Raw genomic sequence first — 26,340 nt, forward strand, 5'->3', positions numbered from 1 at the left:
GAGCGAGCGGGGCGGGGGGACACGGGTCGGGGCACCGCGCCCGTCGTTCCAGTGTGCGCGGTGCCCCGGATGTCCGTACGAACAAAAGCGTACGAAATTACTAAGGTGTCACTTCAGGCCGGGGTACAGCGGGTGCCTGTCCGCGAGGGCGGTCACCCGGGCCTTGAGGGCCTCGGCCTTCTCGGCGTCGAAGCCCGGCTTGAGGGTCTCGGCGATGACGTCCGCGACCTCGCGGAAGTCCTCGGCCCCGAAACCGCGGGTCGCGAGCGCCGGCGTGCCGATGCGCAGGCCCGAGGTGACCATCGGGGGACGCGGGTCGTTCGGGACCGCGTTCCGGTTGACCGTGATGCCGACCTCGTGGAGGCGGTCCTCGGCCTGCTGGCCGTCCAGCTCCGAGTCGCGCAGGTCGACCAGGAGCAGGTGCACGTCCGTGCCGCCGGACAGGACCGAGACGCCGTGGGCGGTCACGTCGTCCTGGACCAGGCGCTCGGCGATGATCCGGGCGCCCTCCAGGGTGCGCTCCTGGCGCTCCTTGAACTCCTCCGAGGCCGCGACCTTGAAGGAGACGGCCTTGGCCGCGATCACGTGCTCCAGGGGGCCGCCCTGGAAGCCCGGGAAGACGGAGGAGTTCAGCTTCTTCGCGAACTCCTTCTTCGCCAGGATGATGCCGCCGCGCGGGCCGCCGAGCGTCTTGTGCGTGGTGGAGGTCACCACGTCCGCGTGCTCGACCGGGTTCGGGTGCAGACCGGCGGCGACCAGGCCCGCGAAGTGGGCCATGTCGACCCACAGGTAGGCGCCGACCTCGTCCGCGATCCGGCGGAACTCCGCGAAGTCGAGCTGACGCGGGTACGCCGACCAGCCCGCGATGATCACCTTCGGGCGGTGCTCCTTGGCGAGGCTCTCGACCTCGGCCATGTCGACCAGACCGGCCCCGTCCACGTGGTACGCGACCACGTCGAACTGCTTGCCGGAGAAGTTCAGGCGCATGCCGTGGGTGAGGTGGCCGCCGTGCGCCAGGTCCAGGCCCAGGATCGTGTCGCCCGGCTGGGCGATCGCGAAGAGGGCGGCCTGGTTCGCGGAGGCACCGGAGTGCGGCTGGACGTTGGCGTACTCGGCGCCGAACAGGTCCTTGATCCGGTCGATCGCGATCTGCTCGGCCACGTCGACGTGCTCGCAGCCGCCGTAGTAGCGGCGGCCCGGGTAGCCCTCGGCGTACTTGTTGGTGAGGACGGAGCCCTGGGCCTCCATGACCGCAACCGGAGCGAAGTTCTCCGAGGCGATCATCTCGAGGGTGGACTGCTGACGGCGGAGCTCGGCGTCGACGGCGGCGGCGACGTCGGGGTCCAGCTCGTGGAGGGGAGTGTTCAGAAGCGACATGAATCGATCCCTAGGGGTCTCGGGCCCGGTCTCAGTTCCCGGCGGAGAACGCGGCGTACTCGTCGGCGGTGAGCAGGTCGTCCGGCTCACCCGCGACGCGCACCTTGAACAGCCAGCCACCCTCGAACGGAGCCGTGTTCACCAGGGACGGGTCGTCCACCACGTCCTGGTTGGCGGCGACGATCTCACCCGAGACGGGCGAGTACAGGTCGCTCACGGACTTCGTCGACTCCAGCTCGCCGCAGGTCTCGCCCGCGGTGACCGTGTCGCCGACCTCGGGGAGCTGGGCGTAGACGACGTCACCGAGCGCGTTGGCCGCGAACTCCGTGATGCCGACGGTCGCGACGCCGTCCACGGCGTCCGACAGCCACTCGTGCTCCTTGGTGTACCGAAGCTGCTGGGGGTTGCTCATGACCTGATTCTCCTGGATCGGGGGAGTGCTGATGAACGTCGGTCTTGCGGGGTGAGACGCCGGGTGGGACGGACGCGTCACTTCCGGCGCTTGTAGAAGGGCAGCGCCACGACCTCGTACGGCTCGTGGGTGCCCCGGACGTCCACGCCCACGCCCGGGGTGCCGGGCTCCGCGTGCGCCGCGTCCACGTACGCCATGGCGATCGGCTTCCCGAGGGTCGGGGACGGGGCGCCGGAGGTGACCTCGCCGACGACCTGGCCGTCCTTGACGACGGAGAACCCGGCGCGCGGGACCCGGCGGCCCTCGGCGACCAGGCCGACCAGTCGGCGCGGCGGGGCGGTCTCGGCGCGCTCGGCGGCCTTCTCCAGGGCCTCGCGGCCGACGAAGCGGCCCTCGTTGGTCGTCTTCTCGAACTTCACGACCCGGCCGAGGCCGGCGTCGAAGGGGGTGAGGGAGGTGGTCAGCTCGTGGCCGTACAGCGGCATGCCCGCCTCCAGGCGGAGCGTGTCGCGGCAGGACAGGCCGCAGGGGATCAGGCCGACGCCCTCGCCCGCCTCGGTCAGCGCCTTCCACACGCCCTCGGCGTGCTCCGGCTTCAGGAAGAGCTCGAAGCCGTCCTCGCCGGTGTAGCCGGTGCGGGCGATCAGGGCGGGCACGCCCGCGACCGTGCCCGGCAGGCCGGCGTAGTACTTCAGGCCGTCCAGGTCGGCGTCGGTGACCGACTTCAGGATGCCGGGGGACTCCGGGCCCTGGACCGCGATCAGGGCGTACGCGTCGTGGTCGTCGCGGACCTCGGCGTCGAAGCCGGCCGCGCGCTCGGTGAGGGCGTCCAGGACGGTCCGGGCATTGGAGGCGTTGGCGACCACCATGTACTCGGTCTCACCCAGGCGGTAGACGATCAGGTCGTCCAGGATGCCGCCGTCCTCGCGACAGATCATGGTGTACCGCGCGCGGCCGGTGCCCACCGTGGAGATGTTGCCGACCAGGGCGAAGTCGAGGAGCTCGACGGCCTGCGGCCCGGTGACGGTGATCTCGCCCATGTGGGAGAGGTCGAAGAGACCGGCCCGGGTGCGGACGGCGTTGTGCTCGTCGCGCTCGCTGCCGTACCGCAGGGGCATGTCCCAGCCCGCGAAGTCGGTCATGGTCGCGCCCAGCGAACGATGCAGCGCATCGAGGGCGGTCAGGCGGGGGGCAGAGGTCATGGGGTGGCTCCCGGGTCCCAAGGGCGTTCGGTGACGAAGACATGACGGGCGAGGACGTCCTCCCCATCTGTCATGGAACCTGAGAGGTTCACCGGGGGCACCTCGTCACCGAGAGCCCGGCTTGCACCTTGGGTGGGGACACGACGGTGTCCCGCTTTTCAGATCTGCCTCATCCACGCGGTACGGGGCCTGAGAGATTCAAGGGAGGGTCTTGCTCCTTCGGCGCCCGGACACACCCCGTGACGACTGCGTGGTCACGTGCGTGGTCCGGAACTCTCCCGCGCGGATTCGAACGGCCGGTATGCGGTTGTACGGCGACTGTGCGCGCCCAGGGCCGGACAGGTCCTGGCGGGCACATCATTGCACGCGGTGTCGGCGCGGCAAATCGCTTGTGCCCCATTACCGTTTCTTTACACTTCTTGGGAAGGGTCTCCCGAGGCCCGGCAGGGGGAGAAGGCGATGACGATCCAGCACACCGGCGCGTACGCGACGAGTACCGGCATACCGTCCCCACGGGCCCGCGCCCGGTCCCGGGGACGGGGCCGGATCCTGCGGGACCTGCGCGAGCGCGGCGGCCGGGGCCCCCGCGCCCTGGCCTTCGCGGCCGGGGACCTCGTGGTCGTCTCCGGGCTGCCCGGCAGCGGCAAGTCCACCCTCATGAAGCGGGCGGCCGGGGACCGGGGCATCGACTCCCAGGACGCCCGGGAGCGCTGGGAGGCCCGGATGCCCCGCCTCCTGCCGTACGCCCTCTACCGCCCCCTGGTCCGGATCGCGCACTACGCCGGGCTGCGCCGCGCCCTGCGCTCCGGCGCGAGCGTGGTCGTGCACGACTGCGGCACCCAGTCCTGGGTGCGCGGCTGGCTCGCCCGCGAGGCCCGCCGGCGGGGGAGCGAGCTGCACCTGGTCCTCCTCGACGTCACCCCGGACACCGCCAGGGCCGGACAGGACGCCCGGGGCCGCGGCGTCTCCGCGTACGCCTTCGCCCGGCACCGCCGCGCGGTCGGCCGGCTGCTGCGGGCCGCCGGGGACGGCCGGCTCCCGCACGGCTGCGCCTCGGTGACCCTGCTCGACCGGGACGCCGCGGACGCCCTCCGGACGATCGGCTTCGGGGAGGCGGTCTGACCCCTTCCCCCGCGCGTCCCGGGCGCCCGTACCCCTCCCTTCCGGCCACGGCGCCGCCCGGGCGGCGTTAGGGTGCTGCCGGGCGGCCGGGTACGGCAGGCCGCGCGAGAAGGGGAACGGGACCGTGGACGTGACGTGGCCGGGCAACGAGCTCGAAGAGGTGCTTGCCGCCTCGCTCGGCAACCCCGAGGCGGGCGGCCGCCTCCTGGAGGTCCTGGGCCGCAGCCCGGTCTGGGTCCCCCTGCCCAACGGCGGCGGCCCCGACAGCCCCGACCTGGACCTCGCCACCATGGAGATCGAGGGCGCGGCCTACGTCCCCGTCTTCAGCTCCGAGCAGCAGCTCCGCGCCTGCGCGGGCGACCACATGTCCTTCGCCGTCGCGCCCGCCCGCGACTTCGCCCGCGGCCTGCCCCCGCAGCTCGGCATCGCCGTGAACCCCGGCGGCACCGTCGGCGTCCCGCTGCCCCCGCCCGCCGTCGCCGAGCTCTGCCGCGCCGGCCGGACCCCGCTCGACGGCCCCGCGTCCGGCGGCCGCGTCCGGCTCTTCGAGCCCGACTGGCAGGACGACCCCGTCGACTTCCTCGCCGCCGCCTCCGCCGAGTTCGAGGCCACCGGCGTCGTCGCCACCGCCCGCCGCGCCCTCGCCAGCGTCGAGGGCACCGAGCCGGCCCTCTTCATCGGCGTCCAGCTCTCCCACTGGGAGGGCGCCGACCGGACCGCCCCCCTGGACGCCCTCGGCCGGGCCCTCGGCCGCGTCGAGGTCGCCTGGCCGGTCAACCTCATCCTGCTCGACATGGCGCAGGACCCGGTCGGGGACTGGATGACGGAGCGGGTCCGCCCCTTCTACCAGCGCGCCGCCGTGTGAGCGGCTCCCTGTTTAAGCTGAACTGATTCGGTGGACGGAAGAGGGGCGGGACCCAGGGTGAGTGCGTCAGGCACCGCTGCGGCCGGTCAGGTCGAGCACATGCTGCGCCAGGTGGCACCCGGACGCTACGACGCGTACGAGCGGCTGCTGCACGCCCTCGCCGACGGCGAGCTGCGGATGCTGCTCTGGCAGGGCACGCCCGGCTCGCCCGACGCCCAGTACGGGAACATGGAGGTCGACGGCTTCGGCTACGCGCCCTGCGTCACCTCCGACCAGGAGCTCGCCGCCTCCGGCTGGAACCGCGGCCACGAGCGCGTCACCGGCCGCGAGATCGCCCGCGCCCTCTACCCCGACCGCTGGGGCGTCTGGCTGAACCCGCACGCCCCCGGCGGCGGCGTCGGCATCCCCTGGGCCGACCTGCGCCGGATCGCCACCGGCCTCGACCGGATGCCCGCCGGGCCGCTGCGCGTCACCGAGCCCGCCCTGGAGATCCCGCAGTTCTACGCCCTGATCACGCAGAACGCGCACCGCACCCCGGCCGTCCGGGCGCTGCGCCGCGGCTGGGTGCAGCCCGCGCTCGGCTCCCCGTACCTCGTCATCGGGCTCGACCTGTACGACACCTCCCCGGCGGCCGTCGACACGGTCCGGTCGATGATGCGCCAGTCCATCGGCTCCGTCCCCGACGGGCTGCCCGTCTCGACGGTCGCCCTCTCCGACCCGTACGACCCGGTGGCGCTCTGGCTGCGGGCGAACGCGCGCCCCTTCTACGACCGCGAGGCGCACGCGGGGCGCGGCCCGGCCCCCGCCCCGGGGTACGGATACCCGCCGGCGGCACCGTCCGGATACTGAGACGGCCTCTTCCTCCCCGTCCGCCCCACGGGTCCTGCCGGAAGCCTTCGTTCGCCCCAATTGAAGAGCTCAAACGCCCAGTTGAGTGACATGTCCGATTGGGGGGAAGAGGGGCCGAGATGGTCCGCTCACGCCCGCGCGACGTCCGGATAACGGAAGTCGCAGCACCGCATCACGTTTGAGCAAACATTCCCCGTCAGGGCTGGCGGGTGATCACGAGCGCATTGAAGACTCCCCGGAACACCGGGTGTTCCGCTCCTTTCGAGCAGGTACCCGGCAGGTTGTTCCACCGAGCCGCTACCCGCGGCGGGCAAGGGCCGGCTACCGGCGGCCGAGAGGGGTCCTCACCACGATGACGGCACCACTGCACGAGACCAGTGCGGGCGCGTCGACCGCCACCGTCGACGGCGTGCCCGCCGATCCCGGCTCCTCCGGCACCCCCGGCACCCCCGAGAAGGGGATCCAGGGCCGCTCGCCCTGGAAGATCGCCTGGACCCGCCTCAAGCGCGACAAGCTCGCCCTCGCCGGCGCCTGCGTCGTCGTCTTCCTCATCCTGGTCGCGATCTTCGCGCCGCTCATCGTCGGTCTCCTCGGCCACCCGCCGGACGAGTTCCACGAGGACCAGATCGACCCGCTCTTCGGCACCCCGATCGGCTCCTGGGGCGGCATCAGCTCCGACTTCCTCCTCGGCGTCGAGCCGGTCAACGGCCGCGACGTCTTCAGCCGCATCGTCTACGGCGCGCGGATCTCGCTGCTCGTCGCCTTCCTGGCGGCGGTCTTCGCGGTCCTCCTCGGCACCGTCCTCGGCATCGTGGCGGGCTACTTCGGCGGCTGGATCGACGCGGCCCTCAGCCGGGTCATGGACGTCATGCTCGCCTTCCCTCAGCTCCTCTTCACGATCGCGCTCGTCTCGGTGCTGCCCAACGAGCTGTTCGGGATCGAGGGCTCGGGCGTGCGCATCGGCGCCCTCGTGATGGTGATCGGCTTCTTCGGCTGGCCGTACGTCGGCCGCATCGTCCGCGGCCAGACCCTCTCGCTGCGCGAGCGCGAGTACGTGGAGGCCGCCCGCAGCCTGGGCGCCGGCCGGCTCTACATCCTCCGCAAGGAGCTGCTGCCCAACCTGGTGGCCCCGATCACGGTCTACGCGACCCTCATGATCCCCACCAACATCCTCACCGAAGCGGCCCTCAGCTTCCTCGGCGCCGGCGTGAAGCCGCCCACCGCCTCCTGGGGACAGATGCTGTCCAAGGCCGTCAACACCTACGAGTCGGACCCCCTGTTCATGGTGATCCCCGGCCTCGCGATCTTCATCACCGTCCTGGCGTTCAACCTCTTCGGCGACGGCGTGCGCGACGCGCTGGACCCGAAGGGCTCCCGCTGACCGTTCGCCGACGACCCGCAAGACCCGCCCCTGCCGCTGGCGACAGGAGGCCCATCCCCACCGGCGGACCGCCGTGACGGCCGCCACTATCCCGGAGGTTGCGAGACCCATGACCCTGATGAGCACTCAGAGGCGCAGAATCGCCGCGGGCGCGCTGCTCGCGGCGGCCACGATGGTCGTCACCACGGCCTGCGGCGGCGGCAACGGCGGCGGCAGCGGCGACAAGGGCAAGGACGGCCTCGCCTTCAACGGCGGCGTCAACAAGGTCCTCAACGCCTCCGACAAGAAGGGCGGCGAGCTGAAGTTCATCGGCTCGCAGGAGGCCGACTCGTGGGACCCGCAGCGCGGCTACTACGGTTTCGTGTGGGACTTCGCCCGCTACTACACGCGCCAGCTCGTCACCTTCAAGGCCGAGCCGGGCGCCGCCTCCACCGAGCTGGTCTCCGACCTCGCCACCGACACCGGCAAGGTCTCGGCCGACGGCCTCACCTACACCTTCACCCTGAAGGACGGGATCACCTGGGAGGACGGCAAGCCGATCACCTCCAAGGACATCAAGTACGGCATCGAGCGCATCTGGGCCCAGGACGTCATCTCCGGCGGCCCGATCTACCTCCAGCAGGTCCTCGACCCCAAGGGCGAGTACAAGGGCCCGTACAAGGACACCTCCGCGGACAAGCTCGGCCTGAAGGCGATCGAGACCCCGGACGACAAGACCATCGTCTTCAAGCTGCCGGTCGCCAACGGCGACTTCCTGCAGATGCTGGCGATGCCCGCGGCCTCCCCGGTCCGCCAGGACAAGGACACCAAGTCCAAGTACGGCCTGAAGCCCTTCTCCTCCGGCCCGTACAAGTGGGAGTCGTACACCCCCAACAAGTCGATCAAGCTCGTCCGCAACGACAAGTGGGACGCCAAGTCGGACACCGTCCGCAAGGCCCTGCCGGACAAGATCAGCGTCACGTTCACCACGAACGCCGACGACATGGACAACCGCCTGATCGAGGGCGAGTACGACCTCGACATCAACGCCACCGGCGTCGGTGCCGCCGCCCGCCAGAAGGTGCTCCAGCAGCACAAGGGCAACATCGACAACCCGCAGACGGGCTTCATCCGCTACGCGGTCTTCCCGCAGACGGTCATCGACAACGTCGAGTGCCGCAAGGCCATCATCTACGCGGCCGACTCGAAGTCCCTCCAGACCGCCCGCGGCGGCCCGCAGGCCGGTGGCGACATCGCCTCCAACATGCTGCCCCCGGCGATCAAGGGCGCCGACCCGAAGGCCGACCCGTACGGCAAGCTCGCGGGCAAGGCGGACGTGGCCAAGGCCAAGGCGGCCCTCGCCAAGTGCGGCAAGCCGAACGGCTTCAAGACCACCATCGCGGTCCGCAACAACAAGCCGATCGAGATCGCCACCGCCGAGTCCCTCCAGCAGTCGCTGAAGGCCGTCGGCATCGACGCCCAGATCGACCAGTTCGACGGCGCCCAGACCTCGGGCATCATCGGTTCGCCGAAGGTGGTCAAGGAGAAGGGCTACGGCATCATCATCATGGGCTGGGGCGCCGACTTCCCGTCGGGCCAGGGCTTCCTCCAGCCGCTGGTCGACGGCCGCTTCATCCTCCAGAGCGGCAACAACAACTTCTCGGAGCTGAACGACAAGGCCGTCAACGGCCTGTTCGACCAGGCGCTGAAGGAGACCGACCCGGTCAAGGCCGGCGAGCTCTACAAGCAGATCAACACGAAGGTCTCGGAGGCCGCGGTCTACCTGCCCTTCACCCACGAGAAGAACATCATCTGGCGCAGCTCCCGGCTGACCAACGTCTACACGGCGGACGCCTACAACGGCCGCTACGACTACGCGTCGCTCGGCGTCGTCAAGTAATCCGACCCGCTCCACCGGCGCACCACCCGCCGCCAGGTCCGAAGGGCAGGTGATGGCCGAGGGCGGCGGCCGGGGCACCCGATCGGGTGCCCCGGCCGCCGACCGGCCGACCGCATGCTTGCATACATAGTCCGGCGACTCTTCGCGGTCGTCGTGATGCTGCTCGTCGTCACGCTCGTGACGCTCAGCATCTTCTTCCTCATTCCCAAGCTGACCGGCAGCGATCCTGCCGCGATGTTCGTCGGCAAGCAGGCGGACCCGGCCTCCATCGAGGGCATCCGGCAGAAGCTGGGCCTGGACGAGCCGATCCTGGTGCAGTTCTGGCACTTCGTCTCCGGCATCTTCGTCGGCCGCGACTACGTCGGCGGCGGCGACAGCATCCACTGCGCGGCCCCGTGCTTCGGCTACTCCTTCAAGACCGAGCAGGACGTCTGGACCATGCTGGTCGACCGGATCCCGGTCACCCTCTCCATGGTCCTCGGCGCGGCGGTGCTCTGGCTCCTCATGGGCGTCACCACCGGCGTCGTCTCCGCGCTGAAGCGCGGCACCGTGGTCGACCGGGCCGCGATGGTCACCGCGCTCGCCGGCGTCTCGCTCCCCATCTACTTCACCGCCATGCTGGCGATGTTCCTCTTCCGCACCCAGCTCGGCTGGCTGGACGCCAAGTACGTGCCGTTCGCCGAGTCCCCGGGCGAGTGGTTCGTCGGCCTCCTGCTGCCCTGGGTCACCCTCGCCTTCCTCTACGCGGCGATGTACGCGCGCCTCACCCGCGCCACCATGCTGGAGGTCCTCGGCGAGGACTACATCCGCACCGCCCGCGCCAAGGGCCTGCCGGAGCCGGTCGTGCTCGGCAAGCACGCGATGCGCTCCACCATGACCCCCATCCTGACCATCTTCGGCATGGACCTGGGCGCCCTCGTCGGCGGCGCGGTCCTGACCGAGACCGCGTTCAACCTGTCGGGTCTCGGCAACGCCGCCTTCAAGGCGGTCGGCGACCGCGACCTGCCGGTGATCCTCGCGGTCACCCTCATCACGGCCGCCTCCGTGGTCATCGCCAACCTCGTGGTGGACCTTCTGTACGCGGTGATCGACCCCCGAGTGAGGCTCGCATGACGGACAAGCTGCCGAAGACCGGAACGGCGGTGGAGGAGCCCGCCGTCGCCGCGGGCGGCTCCGCCCCCTCCGAGGCCTTCCTCGACGTGCGCGACCTGAAGATCCACTTCCCGACCGACGACGGCCTGGTCAAGTCGGTCGACGGCCTCTCCTTCCAACTGGAGAAGGGCAAGACCCTCGGCATCGTCGGCGAGTCCGGCTCCGGCAAGTCGGTGACCTCGCTCGGCATCATGGGCCTGCACACGGTCGGCCAGTACGGCCGGCAGAAGGCCCGGATCTCCGGCGAGATCTGGTTGAATGGGCGCGAGCTGCTCTCGGCCGACCCGGAAGAGGTCCGCCGGATGCGCGGCCGCGAGATGGCCATGATCTTCCAGGACCCGCTGTCCGCGATGCACCCGTACTACACGGTGGGCGCCCAGATCGTGGAGGCGTACCGCGTCCACCACGACGTGAACAAGAAGACGGCGCGCACCCGGGCCGTCGAACTCCTCGACCGGGTCGGCATCCCCGAGCCCGCCAAGCGGTTCGACAACTACCCGCACGAGTTCTCCGGCGGCATGCGGCAGCGCGCGATGATCGCCATGGCGCTCGTCAACAACCCCGAGCTGCTCATCGCCGACGAGCCGACCACGGCCCTCGACGTGACCGTGCAGGCACAGATCCTCGACCTGATGCGGGACCTCCAGAAGGAGTTCGGCTCCGCGGTCGTCATCATCACCCACGACCTCGGCGTCGTCGCCGAGCTCGCCGACGACATCCTCGTCATGTACGGCGGGCGCTGCGTCGAGCGCGGCCCGGCCGAGCAGGTCTTCTACGAGCCGCAGCACCCCTACACCTGGGGCCTGCTCGGCTCGATGCCCCGCATCGACCGGGAGCAGACCGACCGCCTCATCCCGGTCAAGGGCAATCCGCCCAGCCTCATCAACATCCCGAGCGGCTGCGCCTTCAACCCGCGCTGCCCGTACGCGGACGTCCCCAAGGGCGGCATCACGCGCACCCAGCGGCCCGAGCTGGAGCTCGTCGGAGAGCGCCACTACTCCGCCTGCCACATGCCGCAGGAGGAGCGCACCCGCATCTGGACCGAAGAGATTGCGCCGAAGCTGTGAGCGAGACCATGGAACCCCTGCTCAAGGTCACCGGCCTGCAGAAGCACTTCCCCATCCGGAAGGGCCTGCTCCAGCGCCAGACCGGCGCGGTCAAGGCGGTCGACGGCCTCGACTTCGAGGTCTACCCCGGCGAGACCCTCGGCGTCGTCGGCGAGTCCGGCTGCGGCAAGTCGACGATGGGCCGGCTCATCACCCGCCTGCTCGAACCGACCGGCGGCACGGTCGAGTTCCAGGGCAAGGACATCTCCCACCTCGGGGTGTCCGGGATGCGGCCCTTCCGCCGGGACATCCAGATGATCTTCCAGGACCCGTACGGCTCGCTGAATCCGCGCCACACGGTCGGCACGATCGTCTCCGCGCCCTTCCGGCTCCAGGGCGTCGAGCCCGAGGGCGGCGTGAAGAAGGAGGTGCAGCGCCTCCTCGGCCTGGTGGGCCTCAACCCGGAGCACTACAACCGCTACCCGCACGAGTTCTCCGGCGGCCAGCGCCAGCGCATCGGCATCGCCCGCGCGCTCGCGCTCAAGCCGAAGCTGGTCGTGGCGGACGAGCCGGTCTCGGCCCTGGACGTCTCCATCCAGGCGCAGGTGGTCAACCTCCTGGACGACCTCCAGGACGAGCTGGGCCTCACCTACGTGTTCATCGCGCACGACCTCTCGGTCGTCCGGCACGTCTCGGACCGCATCGCCGTGATGTACCTCGGCAAGATCGTCGAGCTCGCGGACCGCACGTCCCTGTACACGGCCCCGATGCACCCGTACACCCGGGCCCTGATGTCGGCGGTCCCGGTCCCGGACCCGCGCCGCCGGGGCGTCAAGAGCGAGCGCATCCTCCTCAACGGCGACGTCCCCTCCCCGATCGCCCCGCCGCCGGGCTGCCGCTTCCACACCCGCTGCTGGAAGGCCACGGAGATCTGCAGGACCCAGGAGCCCCCGCTCCTGGAACTCCGCCCGGGCCAGCGCGTGGCCTGCCACCACCCGGAGAACGCGGAGGGCGTGACGCTGCCGGGCGCACGGGAGTCGGTGGAGATCACGAAGCGCCCGGAGCCGACGGCGCCGGTCACCACCGGAACGGAGGCCCCGGCCGAGACCGGGAAGCCCGCGGCCGGGGCGGCTGCGGCCGAGGGCGGGGCACCTGCCGAGCCCGAGGACCCGGCCGAGACCGGGAAGCCCGCGGCCGGGGCGGCTGCGGCCGAGGGCGGGGCACCTGCCGAGCCCGAGGACCCGGCCAAGACCGGGAAGCCAGCGACCGGGGCGGCTGCGGCCAAGGCCGAGGCACCTGCCGAGACGCCCGCCGAGGCGGACGGGGCGGTCGAAGCCGCTGCCGAGCCCGCGGCCGGGACGACGAAGCCGGCCGGCCCCGCCGCCGAGGGCGACACGCCGAAGGCATGAACCGCGAGAGGTCCCCGTCGCCGCCCGGCGACGGGGACCTCTCGCGTGTGCGGGCGGCGTGCCTCGCCCAACGGTTCCGTACCGCCAGGCCGGGGGTCTCTCGCGTGTGCGGGCGGCGCCCGCCCGGCACTCCACGCCCGGCGGGGCCGAGCGCCCCGTACGGCGCCCCGGCCGCGCCGGCTCGCGGAGCGCTCGCGTCAGGGGGTTCGGGGGCGCGGCCCCCGGTCCCGTCAGGGTTTCGGGAAGGGGCGGGGTGGGGGAGATCCCCTCCCCGCCCACCAGGGGGCCGGGCCAAGACGGCTCCGCCCCGCCGGAAGAGGCGGGACACGAGAACCGGCTCCCGTCCCGCCGAGGCCACCGGGACACCGGACCCGCAGACCGCCCGCCCACCCCCCCACGGGAACTACCGGCACAATTGGGCGGTGCTCCACGACCTGTTCACCCCCTCCGTCCAACACGCCCTCGATCTCGTCGGCATCTTCGTGTTCGCCATCTCCGGCGCCCTCCTCGCCGTCCGGAAGAACTTCGACGTCTTCGGCATCGCCGTCCTCGCCGAGGTCACCGCCCTCGGCGGCGGCCTCTTCCGCGACCTGATCATCGGCGCCGTACCCCCCGCCGCCTTCACCGACCTCGGCTACTTCCTCATGCCCCTGGTCGCGACGGTCCTCGTCTTCTTCCTGCACCCCCAGGTGGAGCGCACCCAGGCCGCCGTCAACGTGTTCGACGCCGCCGGGCTCGGCCTCTTCTGCGTGACGGGGACGACGAAGGCGTACGACTACGGCCTCGGCCTCACCTCCTCCGCCGCCCTCGGCCTCGCCACCGCCGTCGGCGGCGGCGTCCTGCGCGACGTGCTCGCCAACGAGGTGCCCTCGCTGCTGCGCTGGGACCGGGACCTGTACGCCGTCCCGGCGATCGTGGGCGCGACGACGGTCGTGCTCTGCATCCGCTTCGACACCCTCAACGCCTTCACGAGCGGCGCCGCCGTCCTCACCGCCTTCGTGCTCCGCCTCCTCGCGATGCGCTACCACTGGCGCGCGCCCCGCGCCTGGAACCGCCGCTCCTCCACCAGCGAGGAGCCGGAGAAAGCTACCGCTCAGTAGTAACCTGCGGTACCTTCGGGTCCATGAGCACGAGCACCGAGACGAGCACCGAGACGAGCGCCGTCGTCGCGAACGAGTTCGACCGCGACACCGCCGTCACCCTCCGGGAGCCCGGCGTCTACGACGCCGACCTCTCCGCCGGCTGGACGATCATCCACGCCGTCAACGGCGGCTACCTCCTCGCCCTGCTCGGCCGCGCCCTCGGCCACCACCTCCCGCACCCCGACCCGTTCACGATCTCGGCGCACTACCTCACGCCGTCCGTGCCCGGTCCCGCGGTGATCCGGACCGAGACCGTCCGCACCGGCCGGACCCTCTCCACCGGACAGGCCTCGCTCTTCCAGTACGCCGAGGACGGCACCGAGGTCGAGCGCATCCGCGTCCTCGCCTCGTACGGCGACCTCGACGCCCTCCCCGACGACGTCCGCACCAGCGCGACGCCCCCGGCGATGGCCCCGATCGAGAACTGCTTCGGCGCCTCCGACGGCCCCACCCCGCAGATCCCCGGCTCTTCCGCCATCACCGAGCGGCTCGACATCCGCCTCGACCCGGCCTGCGTCGGCTGGGCGATCGGCGCCCCCTCGGGCAAGGGCGAGATGCGCGCCTGGTTCGGCCTCGCCGACGGGCGCGAGCCCGACGCCCTGTCCCTGCTGCTCACCGTCGACGCCCTGCCGCCGACCTCCTTCGAGCTGGGCCTCAAGGGCTGGACCCCGACCGTCGAGCTCACCACCCACGTCCGCTGCCGCCCGGCCCCCGGCCCGCTGCGGGTCTCCATCACCACCCGCAACCTGGCCGGCGGCTTCCTGGAGGAGGACGCCGAGGTCTGGGACAGCGCCGACCGCCTGGTCGCCCAGTCCCGCCAGCTCGCCCGCGCCCCGCGCGGCTGAGCCCGTACGCCCGTCCCCGTACGCACGCCCGTATCCCCTTACGCACGTCCGTACGCCCGGACCGCCACCGCCCCGCCCTTGCCGCACAGGGGCGGGGCGGCGGCACACCCGGGTGCGGCGGCGCGGACGGACCGGGCGCGGGGAGCGCCGCGGCGGGCTCGTAGAATCGACCCACCATGGCTTACCTCGACCACGCCGCGACCACGCCCATGCTGCCCGAGGCGATCGAGGCGATGACCGCCCACCTCGCCGTCACGGGCAACGCCTCCTCCCTCCACGCCGCCGGACGGCGGGCCCGGCGGACCGTCGAGGAAGGCCGCGAGACCCTCGCCGCCGCCCTCGGCGCCCGGCCGAGCGAGGTCGTCCTCACCTCCGGCGGCACCGAGGCCGACAACCTCGCCGTCAAGGGCCTCTACTGGTCCCGCCGCGACGCCGACCCCCGCCGCGTCCGCGTCCTGGCCAGCCCGGTCGAGCACCACGCCGTCCTCGACGCCGTCGACTGGCTCGCCGTCCACGAGGGCGCGCGGGTCGAGTACCTGCCCGTCGACCGCCACGGCCGGGTGCACCCCGAGGCCCTGCGCGAGGCGATCGCCCGCGACCCCGGGACCGTCGCCCTGGCCACCGTCATGTGGGCCAACAACGAGATCGGCACCCTCATGCCGATCCGCGAACTCGCCGATGTCGCCGCCGAGTTCGGCGTCCCCCTGCACGCCGACGCCGTTCAGGCCGTGGGGCAGGTCCCGGTCGACTTCGCCGCCTCCGGGCTCGCCGCCATGACCGTCTCCGGCCACAAGATCGGCGGCCCCTACGGCATCGGCGCCCTGCTCCTGGGCCGCGAGCACACCCCCGTACCCGTCCTGCACGGCGGCGGCCAGGAGCGGCACGTCCGCTCCGGCACCCTCGACGTCCCGGCCGTCGCCGCCTTCGCCGTCGCCGCCCGGCTCGCCGCCGAACGCCGAGAGGAGTTCGCCCGCGAGGTCGGCGCCCTGCGCGACGAACTCGTCACCGCCGTCCGTACGTCCGTCCCCGACGCGATCCTCGGCGGCGACCCGGTCGACCGGCTCCCCGCCAACGCCCACTTCACCTTCCCCGGCTGCGAGGGCGACTCGCTGCTCCTGCTGCTCGACGCGGCCGGCATCGCCTGCTCCACCGGCTCCGCCTGCACCGCCGGCATCGCCCAGCCCAGCCACGTCCTGCTCGCCACCGGCACCGACCCCGACCTGGCCCGGGGCACCCTGCGCTTCTCCCTCGGCCACACCTCCACCGAGGAGGACGTGGCGGCGGTCGCCGACGCGATCGGCCCGGCCGTGGAGCGGGCCCGCACGGCCGGCCTCACCTGAGCCCGGCCCCGCCGCCCCGCCGCCTCACGCCGGCTTCTTCGACGCCTCCCGCACCAGCTTCAGGTACCGGTCCCAGTCCCAGTGGGGACCGGGATCGGTGTGGTCGGTGCCCTCGACCTCGACGTGCCCGATGACGTGCTCCCGGTCCACGGGTATCCCGTACCGGGCGCAGATGTCGGCCGTCAGCCGCGCCGACCCCTCGTACATCGCCGCCGTGAAGTCCTTCGGCCGGTCGACGAAGCCCTCGTGCTCGATGCCGATGCTCCGCTCGTTCATGCTCCGGTTCCCGGCGTGGAAGGCCACGTCGAGCTCCCGGATCATCTGCGCCACGTGCCCGTCCTTGCGGACCACGTAGTGCGCGGCGGCCCCGTGCCCCGGGTTCTTGAAGACCCGCAGGGCGGTCGCGTAGCTGCCCTGCACGACGTGGATCACGACCCGGTCGATCGTGTAGTCGTCCGGCCGGTCCGCCCGCCGCCAGTTCGCCCGCGCCGCCGATGTCCACTCCGCGCCCGCGTGGTCCAGCTCCCCCTCCACCCGCTTCCTCCGCGACCCCGGCAGCCGCCACCAGAAGCGCGCCAGCTCCTCCCGGGCGAGCACGGCCGTGCCCACCACCGCGGCCCCGCCGCCGAGCAGGACGGCCCGCCGCCCCACCGCCCCGTTCCCCTTGCTCCCCATGTCTTCGAGAACGCCTACTACCGCGACGGTGGTTCCCGGCGCCCCGTACCCTGGTGGGGCTATGACTCAGACCCCGCCCCAGCGCCCCCACGCCCGCCCCCTCCGGGTCCTCGCCGCCATGTCGGGCGGCGTGGACTCCGCCGTCGCCGCCGCCCGTGCCGCCGAGGCGGGCCACGACGTCACCGGCGTCCACCTCGCCCTCTCCGCGAACCCCCAGTCGTTCCGCACCGGAGCGCGCGGCTGCTGCACGATCGAGGACTCCCGCGACGCGCGCCGGGCCGCCGACGTCATCGGCATCCCCTTCTACGTGTGGGACCTGGCCGAGCGGTTCCGCGAGGACGTGGTGGACGACTTCGTCGCGGAGTACGAGGCCGGCCGCACCCCCAACCCCTGCCTGCGCTGCAACGAGAAGATCAAGTTCGCGGCGCTCCTCGACAAGGCGCTCGCCCTCGGCTTCGACGCGGTCTGCACCGGCCACTACGCCACCGTCGTCCTGGGCGAGGACGGCACCCGCGAGCTGCACCGCGCCTCCGACATGGCCAAGGACCAGTCGTACGTCCTCGGCGTGCTCGACGAGAAGCAGCTCGCGCACGCGATGTTCCCGCTGGGCGACACCCTCACCACCAAGGACGAGATCCGGGCGGAGGCCGAGCGGCGCGGGCTCGCGGTCGCGAAGAAGCCCGACAGCCACGACATCTGCTTCATCGCCGACGGCGACACCCAGGGCTTCCTCGCCACCCGCCTGGGGAAGGCGGAGGGCGACATCGTCGACGAGGCGGGCGCGAAGGTCGGCACCCACGAGGGCGCGTACGGCTTCACCATCGGCCAGCGCAAGGGTCTGCGGATCGGTCACCCGGCGCCGGACGGCAAGCCCCGCTACGTCCTCGACATCTCGCCCGTGAACAACACCGTCACGGTCGGCCCCGTCGAGGCCCTCGACGTCACCGCCCTCACCGCGATCAAGCCCCGCTGGTGCGGCACGGCCCCGGAGGGCCCCGGCCGCTACACCGCCCAGCTCCGCGCCCACGGCGGCGAGACGCCGGTGAGCGCGGAGACGGAGGACGGCGCACTGCGGGTCACCTTCGACGAGCCCGTCCGGGGCGTCGCCCCCGGCCAGGCGATCGTGCTGTACGACGGCACGCGCGTGGTGGGCTCGGCGACGATCGCCACGACGGTCCGCCGGACGACGGAACCGGCCGGCGCCTAGGAACCGGCCCGGGGCGGCTCCTCCGGCTCCCCGGCCGCCGGTCCGGACGCGGCGAGGTCGCCGGGCAGCAGCGGACGCATGAAGGTGCGCTCGTACCGCAGCACGCACCCGCTGTCGTCGCGGATGCGGTCCGCCTCGATGAACTCGGGGTCCCGTCCGAAGAGCCGCCGGTACTCCTCGTAGGCGGCCAGGCCGGGAAAGCTGAACAGGGCCAGGGCCTCGTCGCTCGCCCCCTCCGCCGGAAGGAAGTAGCCGTGGTGCGTGCCGCCGTGGGCCTGCACCAGCTCCATCCAGCGGCGGCCGAACCGCTCGAAGGCGGCGATCTTCCTCGGGTCGATCGTGTACCGCACGACGCATGTGATCATGCGCCAAGGCTAGGGGGCGTCCGGCACGCGCCCGCGGCGTCGCGGTGACCGGCGCCCCCTAGGACCCGCCCGGGAACCTCCGCCCCTCCGCGAGGGATTCCGCGAGGAACTCCGCCAGGACCGGGGCCAGGACGTGCGGGGCCACCTCGTGGGTCTGGCCCGTCAGGGTGCGGTGCCGGGCCCGGGGGAGGGCCGCCGCCAGCGCGCGGGCCGCGCGCCGGGTCTCCGCCGGGCTGAAGCCCCCGTCGACCACGAGCACGCGCGCGGAGACCCGCCCGAGGGGCACGTCCGCGTGCGGCGGCTCGTACACCGAGACCGGGTCCACCGGCAGCCCGGCCGCCGCCACGGCGAGCGCGAGGACGCCCCCCGTACCCGTGCCGTGCACGGCCGCCCCCGGACCCACCGCCGCCAGGACGGCCGCCAGGTCCTCGACCTCCCGCTCGACGCCCCCGTGCTCCCGGCGGCCGTACGCCACGACCGGGAGGCGCCGGGCGAGCAGCCCGGCCAGCGCCCGCCCGTCCGCCGCTCCCGGGGCCCCGCCCACCAGGACCAGCGGCGGCCCGCCCCCCTCCCCGTACCGCTCGTACGCGACCGTCGTCCCGTCCCGTGACGTGACGCGCCCCCCGAACCTGTTCACCTCGTCCATGGCAGGGCAGACCGGGGCCGTCACCGGAACTCATCGCCGCGGCCCGGACTTTTCCGGGAGCCGTACGGTGGAGGCCATGAACATCTGCGTCTTCCTCTCCGCCGCCCGGCTCGACGAGCGGTACACGGCGCCGGCCCGTGACTTCGCCACGCTCCTCGGCAGGGCGGGGCACACCCTCGTCTGGGGCGGCTCCGACACCGGCCTGATGAAGGTCGTCGCGGACGGCGTCCAGGAGGCGGGCGGCCGGCTCGTCGGCGTCTCCGTCGACTTCCTCGCCCACAAGGCCCGCCCGAACGCCGACGAGATGGTCGTCACCGAGGACCTCGCGCGGCGCAAGGCCCTGCTCCTCGCCAAGTCCGACGCGATCGTCGTCATGGTCGGCGGCACCGGCACCCTCGACGAGGCCACTGAGATCCTGGAGCTGAAGAAGCACGGCAAGCACCGCAAGCCGGTGGTCCTCCTCAACACGGAGGGCTTCTACGACGGCCTGAAGGAGCAGTTCCGGCGCATGGAGGAGGAAGGTTTCCTCCCGCTCCCCCTCGCCGACCTCGTCTTCTTCGCGGACGACGGCGCGGCGGCCCTCGCCTACCTGGAGGAGGAGATCGCCTCCCCGGCCCCCCGCTGATGCGAGCATGGGAGCCATGGCTACTCATGTGATCACCGGAGCCGGTTCCGGCATCGGCGCGGCCGTCGCGCGCCGCCTCCACGCGCGCGGGGACGACCTCGTGCTCCACGCGCGCGACGCGGGGCGGGCCAAGGAGCTCGCCGCCGGGTTCCCCGGCGCGCGCACCCTCGTCGGGGACCTCGCGGACCCGGACCGGCTCTCCTGGGCGTTCTCGCACCAGAGCCTGCCCGAGCGGGTGGACGGGCTGCTGCACGTCGCGGGCGTCGTCGACCTCGGACCGGTCGGCGAGCTCACCCCCAGGACCTGGCACCACCAGTTGAACGTGAACCTGGTCGCCCCGGCCGAGCTCACCCGCCACTTCCTGCCCCAACTGCGCGTCTCCCGGGGGCACGTCGTCTTCGTGAACTCGGGCGCCGGGCTCAGCGCGCACGCCGAGTGGGGCGCGTACGCCGCCTCCAAGCACGGCCTGAAGGCCCTCGCGGACTCCCTGCGCCACGAGGAGCACGCCCACGGCGTCCGGGTCACCTCGGTCTACCCGGGCCGCACCGCCAGCCCCATGCAGGCGAAGGTGCACCAGCAGGAGGGCAAGGAGTACGACCCGTCGCGGTGGATCGACCCCGAGTCGGTCGCGACGGCGATCCTCACCGCGCTCGACCTGCCGGGCGACGCCGAGATCAACGACCTCACCGTCCGCCCGGGACGCTGACGGAGAGGGCCGGGCCCCCGGGACGTACGCTTCCCCGGTGAGCGACACGACCGAGAAGAACGACTTCCCCTGGGGCCCCGCCACCGGCGTCGGGTCCCTGCCCGGCGGCGACGCCCGCGAGGCCGCCAAGACCGTCACCGGCTCCTTCGAGGACTTCCCGTTCCTCGCGGAGCTGCCCGCCCGCGGGCCCGGCGCCGACATGACCGGCCGGACGATCGGGATGCTCGTCGACCTGTACGCGCACGTGGAGCCGAGCGGCTGGCGGATCAGCGACCGGCCCGGCCGCGACACCCGGCGGGCCCGTTCCTGGCTCGGCGAGGACCTCGACGCCCTGGAGGAGTTCACCCAGGGGTACGAGGGCGCGCTCAAGGTGCAGGCGGTGGGCCCCTGGACGCTCGCCGCCGCCCTGGAGCTGCGCGGCGGCGAGGCCGCCCTCGGCGACGCGGGCGCCTGCCGGGACCTGGCGGGATCGCTCGCCGAGGGGCTCCACCAGCACCTGGCCGAGGTGCGCAAGCGCGTCCCCGGCGCCCGGGTCCTCCTCCAGCTCGACGAGCCCTCGCTCACCGCCGTGCTGCGCGGGCAGGTCCGCACCGCCAGCGGCTACCGCACCCACCGGGCCGTGGACCGGCAGGTCGTGGAGGGCGCCCTGCGGGACGTGGCCGCGGTCCACGACGGGCCGGTGGTCGTCCACTCCTGCGCCCCCGACGTCCCCTTCGCGCTGCTGCGCCGGGCCGGCGTCGCCGGGATCTCGTTCGACTTCGGGCTGCTCACCGAGCGTGACGAGGAGGCGATCGGGGAGGCCGTGGAGGGCGGCACGAAGCTCTTCGCCGGTGTGGTGCCGTCCACCGACGGCCCGTTGTCGGACCCGGGCGGTAGCGTCATGGGTGTCAGGACGCTGTGGCGCAGGCTGGGGCTGAATCCGGGGACCCTCGCGGAGTCCGTGGTGATCACCCCCACGTGCGGGCTCGCGGGCGCGTCGCCCGCCCACGCCCGTGCGGCGCTCGCCCACTGCGTCCGGGCTGCGAAGTCGCTCGCGGACAACCCGGAGTGACCGGGGACCGAGGCACGGGAGGACGGACGAAGGTGGCAGTCGACGAGGGGGCCCTGCCCGCCGAGGCACGGGAGAAGCACGCGGACCTGGCCGAGCGGATCGAGGAGCACCGCTTCCGGTACTACGTGAAGGACCAGCCGGTCATCAGCGACGGCGAGTTCGACAAGCTGCTGCGCTCCCTGGAGGCGCTGGAGGAGGAGTACCCGGAGCTGCGGACCCCCGACTCGCCGACCCAGAAGGTCGCGGGCCAGTACGAGACCGAGTTCACGGCCGTCGAGCACCGGGAGCGCATGCTCTCCCTGGACAACGCCTTCGACGACGAGGAACTGGCCGCCTGGGCCGAGCGCGTCGCCCGGGACGTCGGCACGCCCGACCACCACTTCCTGTGCGAGCTGAAGGTCGACGGCCTGGCCGTGAACCTGACGTACGAGCACGGACGCCTGACCCGCGCCGCGACCCGCGGCGACGGACGCACCGGCGAGGACATCACGCCCAACGTGCGCACGATCGAGGACGTCCCGGAGCGGCTGAGCGGCGACCGGATCCCGGAGCTCGTAGAGGTCCGCGGCGAGGTCTACTTCCCGATGGAGGCCTTCCTCGGGCTCAACGCCCGCCTGGTCGAGGCCGGCGAGAAGCCCTTCGCCAACCCGCGCAACGCGGCGGCCGGTTCGCTCCGCCAGAAGGACCCGAAGGTCACCGCCTCCCGCCCGCTCCACATGGTGGTGCACGGCATCGGCGCCCGCGAGGGCTTCGGCATCGCCCGGCTCTCGGAGGCGTACGAGCTGCTCCACGAGTGGGGCCTGCCCACCGCCCGGCACAACAAGGTGGTGAAGACGCTCGACGAGGTGCGGGAGTTCATCGCGTACTTCGGCGAGAACCGGCACTCCGTCGAGCACGAGATCGACGGCGTCGTCGTCAAGCTCGACGAGATCCCCCTCCAGGGCCGGCTGGGCTCCACGGCCCGCGCCCCGCGCTGGGCCATCGCCTGGAAGTACGCGCCGGAGGAGGTCAACACCAAGCTGCTCGACATCAAGGTCGGCGTCGGCCGGACCGGCCGCGTCACCCCGTACGCGCAGGTGGAGCCGGTGACCGTGGCCGGCTCCGAGGTCGAGTTCGCCACCCTCCACAACCAGGAGGTGGTGAGGGCCAAGGGCGTCCTGATCGGCGACACGGTCGTGCTGCGCAAGGCCGGCGACGTCATCCCGGAGATCCTCGGGCCGGTCGCGGACCTGCGGGACGGCAGCGAGCGGGAGTTCGTGATGCCGGCCGAGTGCCCCGAGTGCGGGACGCCGCTGAAGCCGATGAAGGAGGGCGACATCGACCTCCGCTGTCCGAACGCCCGGACCTGCCCGGCCCAGTTGCGCGAGCGGCTCTTCTTCCTGGCCGGGCGGCAGTGCCTGGACATCGAGCACTTCGGCATGGTGGCCGCCGCGGCGCTGACCGGCCCCCTGGAGCCGTCCGAGCCGCCGCTCGCGGACGAGGGCGGCCTCTTCGACCTCACCATCGAGCAGCTCCTGCCGATCAAGGCGTACGTCCTCGACCAGAGCAGCGGGCTGCCCAAGCGGGACCCGAAGACCGGCGAGGAGAAGGTCGTCACCGTCTTCGCCAACCAGAAGGGCGAGCCGAAGAAGAACGCCCTGGCGATGCTGAAGAACATCGAGGAGGCGAAGACCCGCCCGCTGGCCCGCTTCATCAACGGGCTCTCGATCCGGCACGTGGGTCCGGTCGCGGCCGTGGCCCTCGCCCGCGAGTTCCGCTCCCTGGAGCGGATCGAGCAGGCGAGCGAGGAGGAGCTGGCGGCCGTCGACGGGGTCGGCGGGATCATCGCGGCGGCGGTGAAGCAGTGGTTCGCCGAGGAGTGGCACCGCGAGATCGTGCGCAGGTGGCGGGCCGCCGGGGTCGCCCTGGAGGACGAGGGCGCCGGCGAGGACGAGGGGCCGCGTCCGCTGGAGGGGCTCACGGTCGTGGTGACCGGCACCCTGGAGAAGTTCACCAGGGATGGCGCAAAAGAGTCGCTCCAGCGGCTCGGAGCGAAGGTGACCGGTTCCGTTTCGAAGAAGACCTCCTTCGTCGTGGTGGGGGAGAACCCCGGTTCGAAGTACGACAAGGCGATGCAGCTCAAAGTTCCGGTTCTGGACGAGGAGGGCTTCTCGATCCTGCTCGCACAGGGGCCCGACGCCGCCCGGGAGGCCGCGGTCCCCGTACCCGAGACTCCCCAATAGCCCCTTTCCGTCCCGGAGAACATCACCCGTTCGGCGCATACCAGACCGGGAGGGGTGGCCGGGTCTCATTCGGGCAAGACACGGAGAGCGCTGCCCGTCGGAGCCCTCGGCGGCCTAGTGTGGTGACCGTGCGTCTCGTCCTGCACGACCGCGCGAGGGCTCTGCCGGTCGTGGCGTCAGGACAACGGTCCCGTGGCACGAGGAGCGGCCGCCCGCCGGCGGTCCCGCACCGGACGACGGCGGCCGCACGACGGACGGCCGCCCCACCGCGGCCCAAGGCACACCGACGGCACCGCCGCCTGTGAGAGGGACGGAAATGGAACCGACCGAGAGCGCCGCCCCGGTCCCCCGGCCACACGGCCGCACGGCCCCCGGGGGCTCCACCTCCCGGCTGCCCGCGATCGTGGTGGGCATCGCCGCCGTCCTGCTCGCCGCCGGACTCCAGCAGGCCCTCACCACCGGGCACGGACTCTTCCCCGGCGGGGTCACCGGCTGGTCCCTCGCCGTCCTCACCGGCCTCATCGTCGGCCACCTGGTCGCCCTCGGCCGCGACCGCTGGTGGGGCGGCACCGGCTCCGGCGCCGCCCTCACCCTCGCCGTCCTCCTGCTGTACGGCTGGGTGCCCGCCGGACTCGTCTCGCTGACCGTCGTCACCCTCGTCGGCGCCGCCCGCCACCACCGCTGGCGACAGGGCCTGCTGCACGGCGCCGCCGACGTCCTCGGCGTCGGCGGCGCCGCCCTCGTCCTCGCCCTCTTCGGCGACGTGCCGACCGTCGAGCAGCCCTGGCAGCCCCTCGACTGGACGATCGGGGACCTCCCGGAAGTCGTGCTCGCCGCGACCACCTACCTCGTGGTGACCCGGCTCCTCCTGTGGTACACGCTCGCCCCCCAGGGCCGCGGGCTGCCCACCGCCGCCCGCACCGCCCTCCTCCGGCAGGGCCTCGTCGCCGTCGCCCTCCTCGGCATCGCCCCGCTCATCTGCGCCGTCGCCGCGAGCCGCCCGGTCCTCCTGCCGCTCTTCGCCGTCCCCCTCATCGCCCTCGACTCCACCCTCTGGATCGCCCGCGCCCGCGCCGAGGAGCAACTGCGCGACCCCCTCACCGGGCTCCCCAACCGCCAGTGGCTCCTGGAGCGGGCCTGGACCGCCCTGGAGGACGCCGAGGGCCAGGGGGCCCGCGCCGCCCTCGTCCTCATCGACCTCGACCGCTTCCGCTCGGTCAACGACACCCTCGGGCACCTCGCGGGCGACCGGCTGCTCCTCCAGATCGCCGACCGGCTCCGCCTCGCCCTGCCCCGCGGCGCCGAGGCCGCCCGGCTCGGCGGCGACGAGTTCGCCGTCCTGCTGCCCACCGCCGACTCCACCACCAGCGCCCAGCGCGTCGCCCGCCACCTCGTCGCCGAGCTCTCCTCCCCGCTCGACCTCGACGGTCTCACCCTCGTCCTGGAGGCCAGCGCCGGCGTCGCCGTCTTCCCCGACCACGCCCTCGACGCCGAGGGGCTGCTGCGCCGCGCCGACGTCGCCATGTACCAGGCCAAGCGCGACCGCACCGGCGTCGAGGTCTACGAGTCCAAGCGCGACTCCAACACCCCCGACCGGCTCGGCCTCCTCGGCGACCTGCGCCGCGCCCTCGACGCCCACGAGGTCCAGCTCCACTACCAGCCCAAGGTCCGCTTCGACGGCCAGGTCGCCGGTCTGGAGGCGCTCGTCCGCTGGGTCCACCCCGAGCGGGGAAAGGTTCCCCCGGACGAGTTCATCGCCATCGCCGAGTCCTCCGGCCTGATGCCCCACCTCACCGAGTACGTCCTGGAGACCGCCCTCGCCCAGGTCGCCCGCTGGCGCGCCCAGGGCCTCGACGTCCCGGTCGCCGTCAACGTCTCGCCGCGCGACGTCCACACCCCCGGCTTCGCGGGCGCCGTCGCCGCCCGGCTCGCCCGCCACGGCGTCCCGGCCGGCTCCCTCCAGTTGGAGATAACGGAACACGTGCTCCTGGAGGACCCCCAGCGGGCCGCCGACACGCTCAACGGACTCACCGGCCACGGCGTCAAGATGTCCCTCGACGACTTCGGCACCGGCTACTCCTCCCTCGTCCACCTGCGCCGGCTCCCGGTCAGCGAACTGAAGATCGACCGCTCCTTCGTCGCCCGGCTCGCCGTCGACACCGAGGACGCCGAGATCGTCCGCTGCACCGTCGACCTCGCCCACTCCCTCGGCCTCCTCGTCGTCGCCGAGGGCGTCGAGGACGACGAGACCTGGGAGCGGCTGCGCGACCTGGGCTGCGACGCCGTCCAGGGCTGGCTGGTCGCCGCCGCCATGCCGCCCGACGAGGCGACCGCCTGGCTCCTGGCCCGCGGCGAGCACGGCTGGCGCCGCCCCGCCGACCTGGCGCCCCCGACCGACCTGGACCACCCCTCGGGCCAGGTCGTCCCCCGGGCCTGACCCGGTCCGGCGAAACCGTTTCACGGGCCGGGGCACCGGCCCCATAGGATGGACCCACACATCAAGCTCACCCCGTGAGGATCCGCATGCCTGGCATCACGCGCGAGGAGGTCGCCCACCTCGCACGGCTGGCGCGTCTGGAGCTGAAGGGCGAAGAACTCGATCACTTCGCCGGCCAGCTCGACGACATCATCGGCGCGGTCGCCCGCGTCTCCGAGGTCGCCGACCAAGACGTACCGCCGACCTCCCACCCGCTGCCGCTGACCAATGTCATGCGCGCGGACGAGGTCCGTCCGTCGCTCACCCCCGAGCAGGCGCTCTCCGGCGCCCCGGCCCAGGAGCAGCAGCGTTTCAAGGTGCCGCAGATCCTGGGGGAGGACTAAGA

24 protein-coding genes and 1 riboswitch are annotated in these 26,340 nt (G+C 72.7%); of the genes, 18 read left to right on the top strand and 6 right to left on the bottom strand.

Going from position 1 to position 26,340, the window contains the following annotated elements; genetic code table 11:
• Window positions 1-108: 108 nt before the first annotated feature.
• The 3 genes from glyA to gcvT form a co-directional block, all read right to left on the bottom strand.
• Entirely contained in the window at window positions 109-1,377 is a 1,269-nt protein-coding gene (glyA, locus tag ACFYNX_RS04040; RefSeq protein WP_365551231.1) for a serine hydroxymethyltransferase, read from the bottom strand.
• A 31-nt stretch (window positions 1,378-1,408) separates the two neighbouring features.
• Complete coding sequence (gene gcvH / locus ACFYNX_RS04045; RefSeq protein ID WP_125663620.1) at window positions 1,409-1,789, bottom strand: glycine cleavage system protein GcvH; 381 nt, start codon at window positions 1,787-1,789, stop codon at window positions 1,409-1,411.
• 77 nt (window positions 1,790-1,866) lie between these two features.
• The gene (gene gcvT / locus ACFYNX_RS04050; RefSeq protein WP_365551235.1) at window positions 1,867-2,991 is read right to left on the bottom strand and encodes a glycine cleavage system aminomethyltransferase GcvT; all 1,125 of its coding nucleotides are present in this window, start codon (window positions 2,989-2,991) and stop codon (window positions 1,867-1,869) included.
• 168 nt (window positions 2,992-3,159) lie between these two features.
• Window positions 3,160-3,282, bottom strand: a riboswitch (glycine riboswitch).
• Between the two features lie 168 nt (window positions 3,283-3,450).
• Between gcvT and ACFYNX_RS04055 the strand changes: the two genes are divergently transcribed.
• The 11 genes from ACFYNX_RS04055 (at window position 3,451) to ACFYNX_RS04105 (ending at window position 16,021) form a co-directional block, all read left to right on the top strand.
• Window positions 3,451-4,113 (top strand): AAA family ATPase, encoded by a 663-nt coding sequence (locus ACFYNX_RS04055; RefSeq protein ID WP_365551237.1) that lies wholly within the window; start codon window positions 3,451-3,453, stop codon window positions 4,111-4,113.
• Between the two features lie 124 nt (window positions 4,114-4,237).
• On the top strand, window positions 4,238-4,978 hold the full coding sequence (locus ACFYNX_RS04060; RefSeq protein ID WP_125663626.1) for an enhanced serine sensitivity protein SseB: 741 nt from the start codon (window positions 4,238-4,240) through the stop codon (window positions 4,976-4,978).
• Between the two features lie 57 nt (window positions 4,979-5,035).
• Window positions 5,036-5,827: an enhanced serine sensitivity protein SseB C-terminal domain-containing protein gene (locus tag ACFYNX_RS04065; RefSeq protein ID WP_365551239.1), complete on the top strand. Its 792-nt coding sequence runs from the start codon at window positions 5,036-5,038 to the stop codon at window positions 5,825-5,827.
• A 352-nt stretch (window positions 5,828-6,179) separates the two neighbouring features.
• Entirely contained in the window at window positions 6,180-7,208 is a 1,029-nt protein-coding gene (locus ACFYNX_RS04070; protein ID WP_125663630.1) for an ABC transporter permease, read from the top strand.
• Between the two features lie 109 nt (window positions 7,209-7,317).
• Window positions 7,318-9,087, top strand: coding sequence for an ABC transporter substrate-binding protein (locus tag ACFYNX_RS04075; RefSeq protein WP_365551241.1), 1,770 nt, complete (start codon window positions 7,318-7,320; stop codon window positions 9,085-9,087).
• A gap of 114 nt (window positions 9,088-9,201) precedes the next feature.
• Window positions 9,202-10,200, top strand: coding sequence for an ABC transporter permease (locus ACFYNX_RS04080; protein ID WP_365549145.1), 999 nt, complete (start codon window positions 9,202-9,204; stop codon window positions 10,198-10,200).
• On the top strand, window positions 10,197-11,306 hold the full coding sequence (locus ACFYNX_RS04085) for an ABC transporter ATP-binding protein (RefSeq protein ID WP_365549148.1): 1,110 nt from the start codon (window positions 10,197-10,199) through the stop codon (window positions 11,304-11,306). The genes ACFYNX_RS04080 and ACFYNX_RS04085 overlap by 4 nt, the downstream gene beginning before the upstream one ends.
• Window positions 11,307-11,314: 8 nt before the next feature.
• Window positions 11,315-12,694, top strand: a complete 1,380-nt coding sequence (locus ACFYNX_RS04090; RefSeq protein ID WP_388657837.1) for an ABC transporter ATP-binding protein — start codon at window positions 11,315-11,317, stop codon at window positions 12,692-12,694.
• A 422-nt stretch (window positions 12,695-13,116) separates the two neighbouring features.
• On the top strand, window positions 13,117-13,794 hold the full coding sequence (locus tag ACFYNX_RS04095) for a trimeric intracellular cation channel family protein (RefSeq protein ID WP_125663640.1): 678 nt from the start codon (window positions 13,117-13,119) through the stop codon (window positions 13,792-13,794).
• Window positions 13,795-13,817: 23 nt separating this feature from the next.
• Entirely contained in the window at window positions 13,818-14,681 is an 864-nt protein-coding gene (locus tag ACFYNX_RS04100; RefSeq protein WP_388657401.1) for a thioesterase family protein, read from the top strand.
• Between the two features lie 176 nt (window positions 14,682-14,857).
• Window positions 14,858-16,021: a cysteine desulfurase family protein gene (locus ACFYNX_RS04105; protein ID WP_388657404.1), complete on the top strand. Its 1,164-nt coding sequence runs from the start codon at window positions 14,858-14,860 to the stop codon at window positions 16,019-16,021.
• 24 nt (window positions 16,022-16,045) lie between these two features.
• On the opposite strand, the gene ACFYNX_RS04110 is transcribed toward ACFYNX_RS04105, so the two are convergent.
• Window positions 16,046-16,696 carry an N-acetylmuramoyl-L-alanine amidase gene (locus ACFYNX_RS04110; RefSeq protein WP_388657408.1) on the bottom strand — a complete coding sequence of 217 codons (651 nt, stop codon included), beginning with the start codon at window positions 16,694-16,696 and terminating at the stop codon, window positions 16,046-16,048.
• 61 nt (window positions 16,697-16,757) lie between these two features.
• Between ACFYNX_RS04110 and mnmA the strand changes: the two genes are divergently transcribed.
• Window positions 16,758-17,903: a tRNA 2-thiouridine(34) synthase MnmA gene (gene mnmA, locus ACFYNX_RS04115; RefSeq protein ID WP_388657410.1), complete on the top strand. Its 1,146-nt coding sequence runs from the start codon at window positions 16,758-16,760 to the stop codon at window positions 17,901-17,903.
• Here the strand turns inward: mnmA and ACFYNX_RS04120 are convergent.
• Entirely contained in the window at window positions 17,900-18,268 is a 369-nt protein-coding gene (locus ACFYNX_RS04120) for an NIPSNAP family protein (protein WP_388657413.1), read from the bottom strand. The genes mnmA and ACFYNX_RS04120 overlap by 4 nt on opposite strands.
• 58 nt (window positions 18,269-18,326) lie before the next feature.
• Complete coding sequence (locus ACFYNX_RS04125; protein ID WP_388657416.1) at window positions 18,327-18,914, bottom strand: hypothetical protein; 588 nt, start codon at window positions 18,912-18,914, stop codon at window positions 18,327-18,329.
• Window positions 18,915-18,990: 76 nt separating this feature from the next.
• Between ACFYNX_RS04125 and ACFYNX_RS04130 the strand changes: the two genes are divergently transcribed.
• The 6 genes from ACFYNX_RS04130 to gatC all read left to right on the top strand — a co-directional run bounded on the left by ACFYNX_RS04130 (window position 18,991) and on the right by gatC (window position 26,338).
• Window positions 18,991-19,539: a TIGR00730 family Rossman fold protein gene (locus tag ACFYNX_RS04130; RefSeq protein ID WP_388657418.1), complete on the top strand. Its 549-nt coding sequence runs from the start codon at window positions 18,991-18,993 to the stop codon at window positions 19,537-19,539.
• Window positions 19,540-19,546: 7 nt separating this feature from the next.
• Window positions 19,547-20,245: an SDR family oxidoreductase gene (locus ACFYNX_RS04135; protein ID WP_388657421.1), complete on the top strand. Its 699-nt coding sequence runs from the start codon at window positions 19,547-19,549 to the stop codon at window positions 20,243-20,245.
• A 37-nt stretch (window positions 20,246-20,282) separates the two neighbouring features.
• Window positions 20,283-21,296: a methionine synthase gene (locus ACFYNX_RS04140; protein ID WP_125666390.1), complete on the top strand. Its 1,014-nt coding sequence runs from the start codon at window positions 20,283-20,285 to the stop codon at window positions 21,294-21,296.
• Window positions 21,297-21,328: 32 nt separating this feature from the next.
• The gene (ligA, locus tag ACFYNX_RS04145) at window positions 21,329-23,518 is read left to right on the top strand and encodes an NAD-dependent DNA ligase LigA (protein ID WP_388657423.1); all 2,190 of its coding nucleotides are present in this window, start codon (window positions 21,329-21,331) and stop codon (window positions 23,516-23,518) included.
• Between the two features lie 316 nt (window positions 23,519-23,834).
• The gene (locus ACFYNX_RS04150; RefSeq protein WP_388657425.1) at window positions 23,835-25,955 is read left to right on the top strand and encodes a putative bifunctional diguanylate cyclase/phosphodiesterase; all 2,121 of its coding nucleotides are present in this window, start codon (window positions 23,835-23,837) and stop codon (window positions 25,953-25,955) included.
• Between the two features lie 86 nt (window positions 25,956-26,041).
• Complete coding sequence (gene gatC / locus ACFYNX_RS04155; protein WP_015036350.1) at window positions 26,042-26,338, top strand: Asp-tRNA(Asn)/Glu-tRNA(Gln) amidotransferase subunit GatC; 297 nt, start codon at window positions 26,042-26,044, stop codon at window positions 26,336-26,338.
• The last annotated feature ends 2 nt before the right edge of the window (window positions 26,339-26,340 follow it).

The sequence above is a fragment of the Streptomyces sp. NPDC007872 genome (assembly GCF_042868165.1).
Classification (GTDB): domain Bacteria; phylum Actinomycetota; class Actinomycetes; order Streptomycetales; family Streptomycetaceae; genus Streptomyces.

Coding starts and splice junctions, on each gene's coding strand:
- glyA (WP_365551231.1), bottom strand. CDS start 1,377: ATGTCGCTTCTGAACACTCCCCTCCACGAGCTGGACCCCGACGTCGCC.
- gcvH (WP_125663620.1), bottom strand. CDS start 1,789: ATGAGCAACCCCCAGCAGCTTCGGTACACCAAGGAGCACGAGTGGCTG.
- gcvT (WP_365551235.1), bottom strand. CDS start 2,991: ATGACCTCTGCCCCCCGCCTGACCGCCCTCGATGCGCTGCATCGTTCG.
- ACFYNX_RS04055 (WP_365551237.1), top strand. CDS start 3,451: ATGACGATCCAGCACACCGGCGCGTACGCGACGAGTACCGGCATACCG.
- ACFYNX_RS04070 (WP_125663630.1), top strand. CDS start 6,180: ATGACGGCACCACTGCACGAGACCAGTGCGGGCGCGTCGACCGCCACC.
- ACFYNX_RS04075 (WP_365551241.1), top strand. CDS start 7,318: ATGACCCTGATGAGCACTCAGAGGCGCAGAATCGCCGCGGGCGCGCTG.
- ACFYNX_RS04080 (WP_365549145.1), top strand. CDS start 9,202: ATGCTTGCATACATAGTCCGGCGACTCTTCGCGGTCGTCGTGATGCTG.
- ACFYNX_RS04085 (WP_365549148.1), top strand. CDS start 10,197: ATGACGGACAAGCTGCCGAAGACCGGAACGGCGGTGGAGGAGCCCGCC.
- ACFYNX_RS04090 (WP_388657837.1), top strand. CDS start 11,315: ATGGAACCCCTGCTCAAGGTCACCGGCCTGCAGAAGCACTTCCCCATC.
- ACFYNX_RS04100 (WP_388657401.1), top strand. CDS start 13,818: ATGAGCACGAGCACCGAGACGAGCACCGAGACGAGCGCCGTCGTCGCG.
- ACFYNX_RS04105 (WP_388657404.1), top strand. CDS start 14,858: ATGGCTTACCTCGACCACGCCGCGACCACGCCCATGCTGCCCGAGGCG.
- ACFYNX_RS04110 (WP_388657408.1), bottom strand. CDS start 16,696: ATGGGGAGCAAGGGGAACGGGGCGGTGGGGCGGCGGGCCGTCCTGCTC.
- mnmA (WP_388657410.1), top strand. CDS start 16,758: ATGACTCAGACCCCGCCCCAGCGCCCCCACGCCCGCCCCCTCCGGGTC.
- ACFYNX_RS04120 (WP_388657413.1), bottom strand. CDS start 18,268: ATGATCACATGCGTCGTGCGGTACACGATCGACCCGAGGAAGATCGCC.
- ACFYNX_RS04125 (WP_388657416.1), bottom strand. CDS start 18,914: ATGGACGAGGTGAACAGGTTCGGGGGGCGCGTCACGTCACGGGACGGG.
- ACFYNX_RS04130 (WP_388657418.1), top strand. CDS start 18,991: ATGAACATCTGCGTCTTCCTCTCCGCCGCCCGGCTCGACGAGCGGTAC.
- ACFYNX_RS04135 (WP_388657421.1), top strand. CDS start 19,547: ATGGGAGCCATGGCTACTCATGTGATCACCGGAGCCGGTTCCGGCATC.
- ACFYNX_RS04150 (WP_388657425.1), top strand. CDS start 23,835: ATGGAACCGACCGAGAGCGCCGCCCCGGTCCCCCGGCCACACGGCCGC.
- gatC (WP_015036350.1), top strand. CDS start 26,042: ATGCCTGGCATCACGCGCGAGGAGGTCGCCCACCTCGCACGGCTGGCG.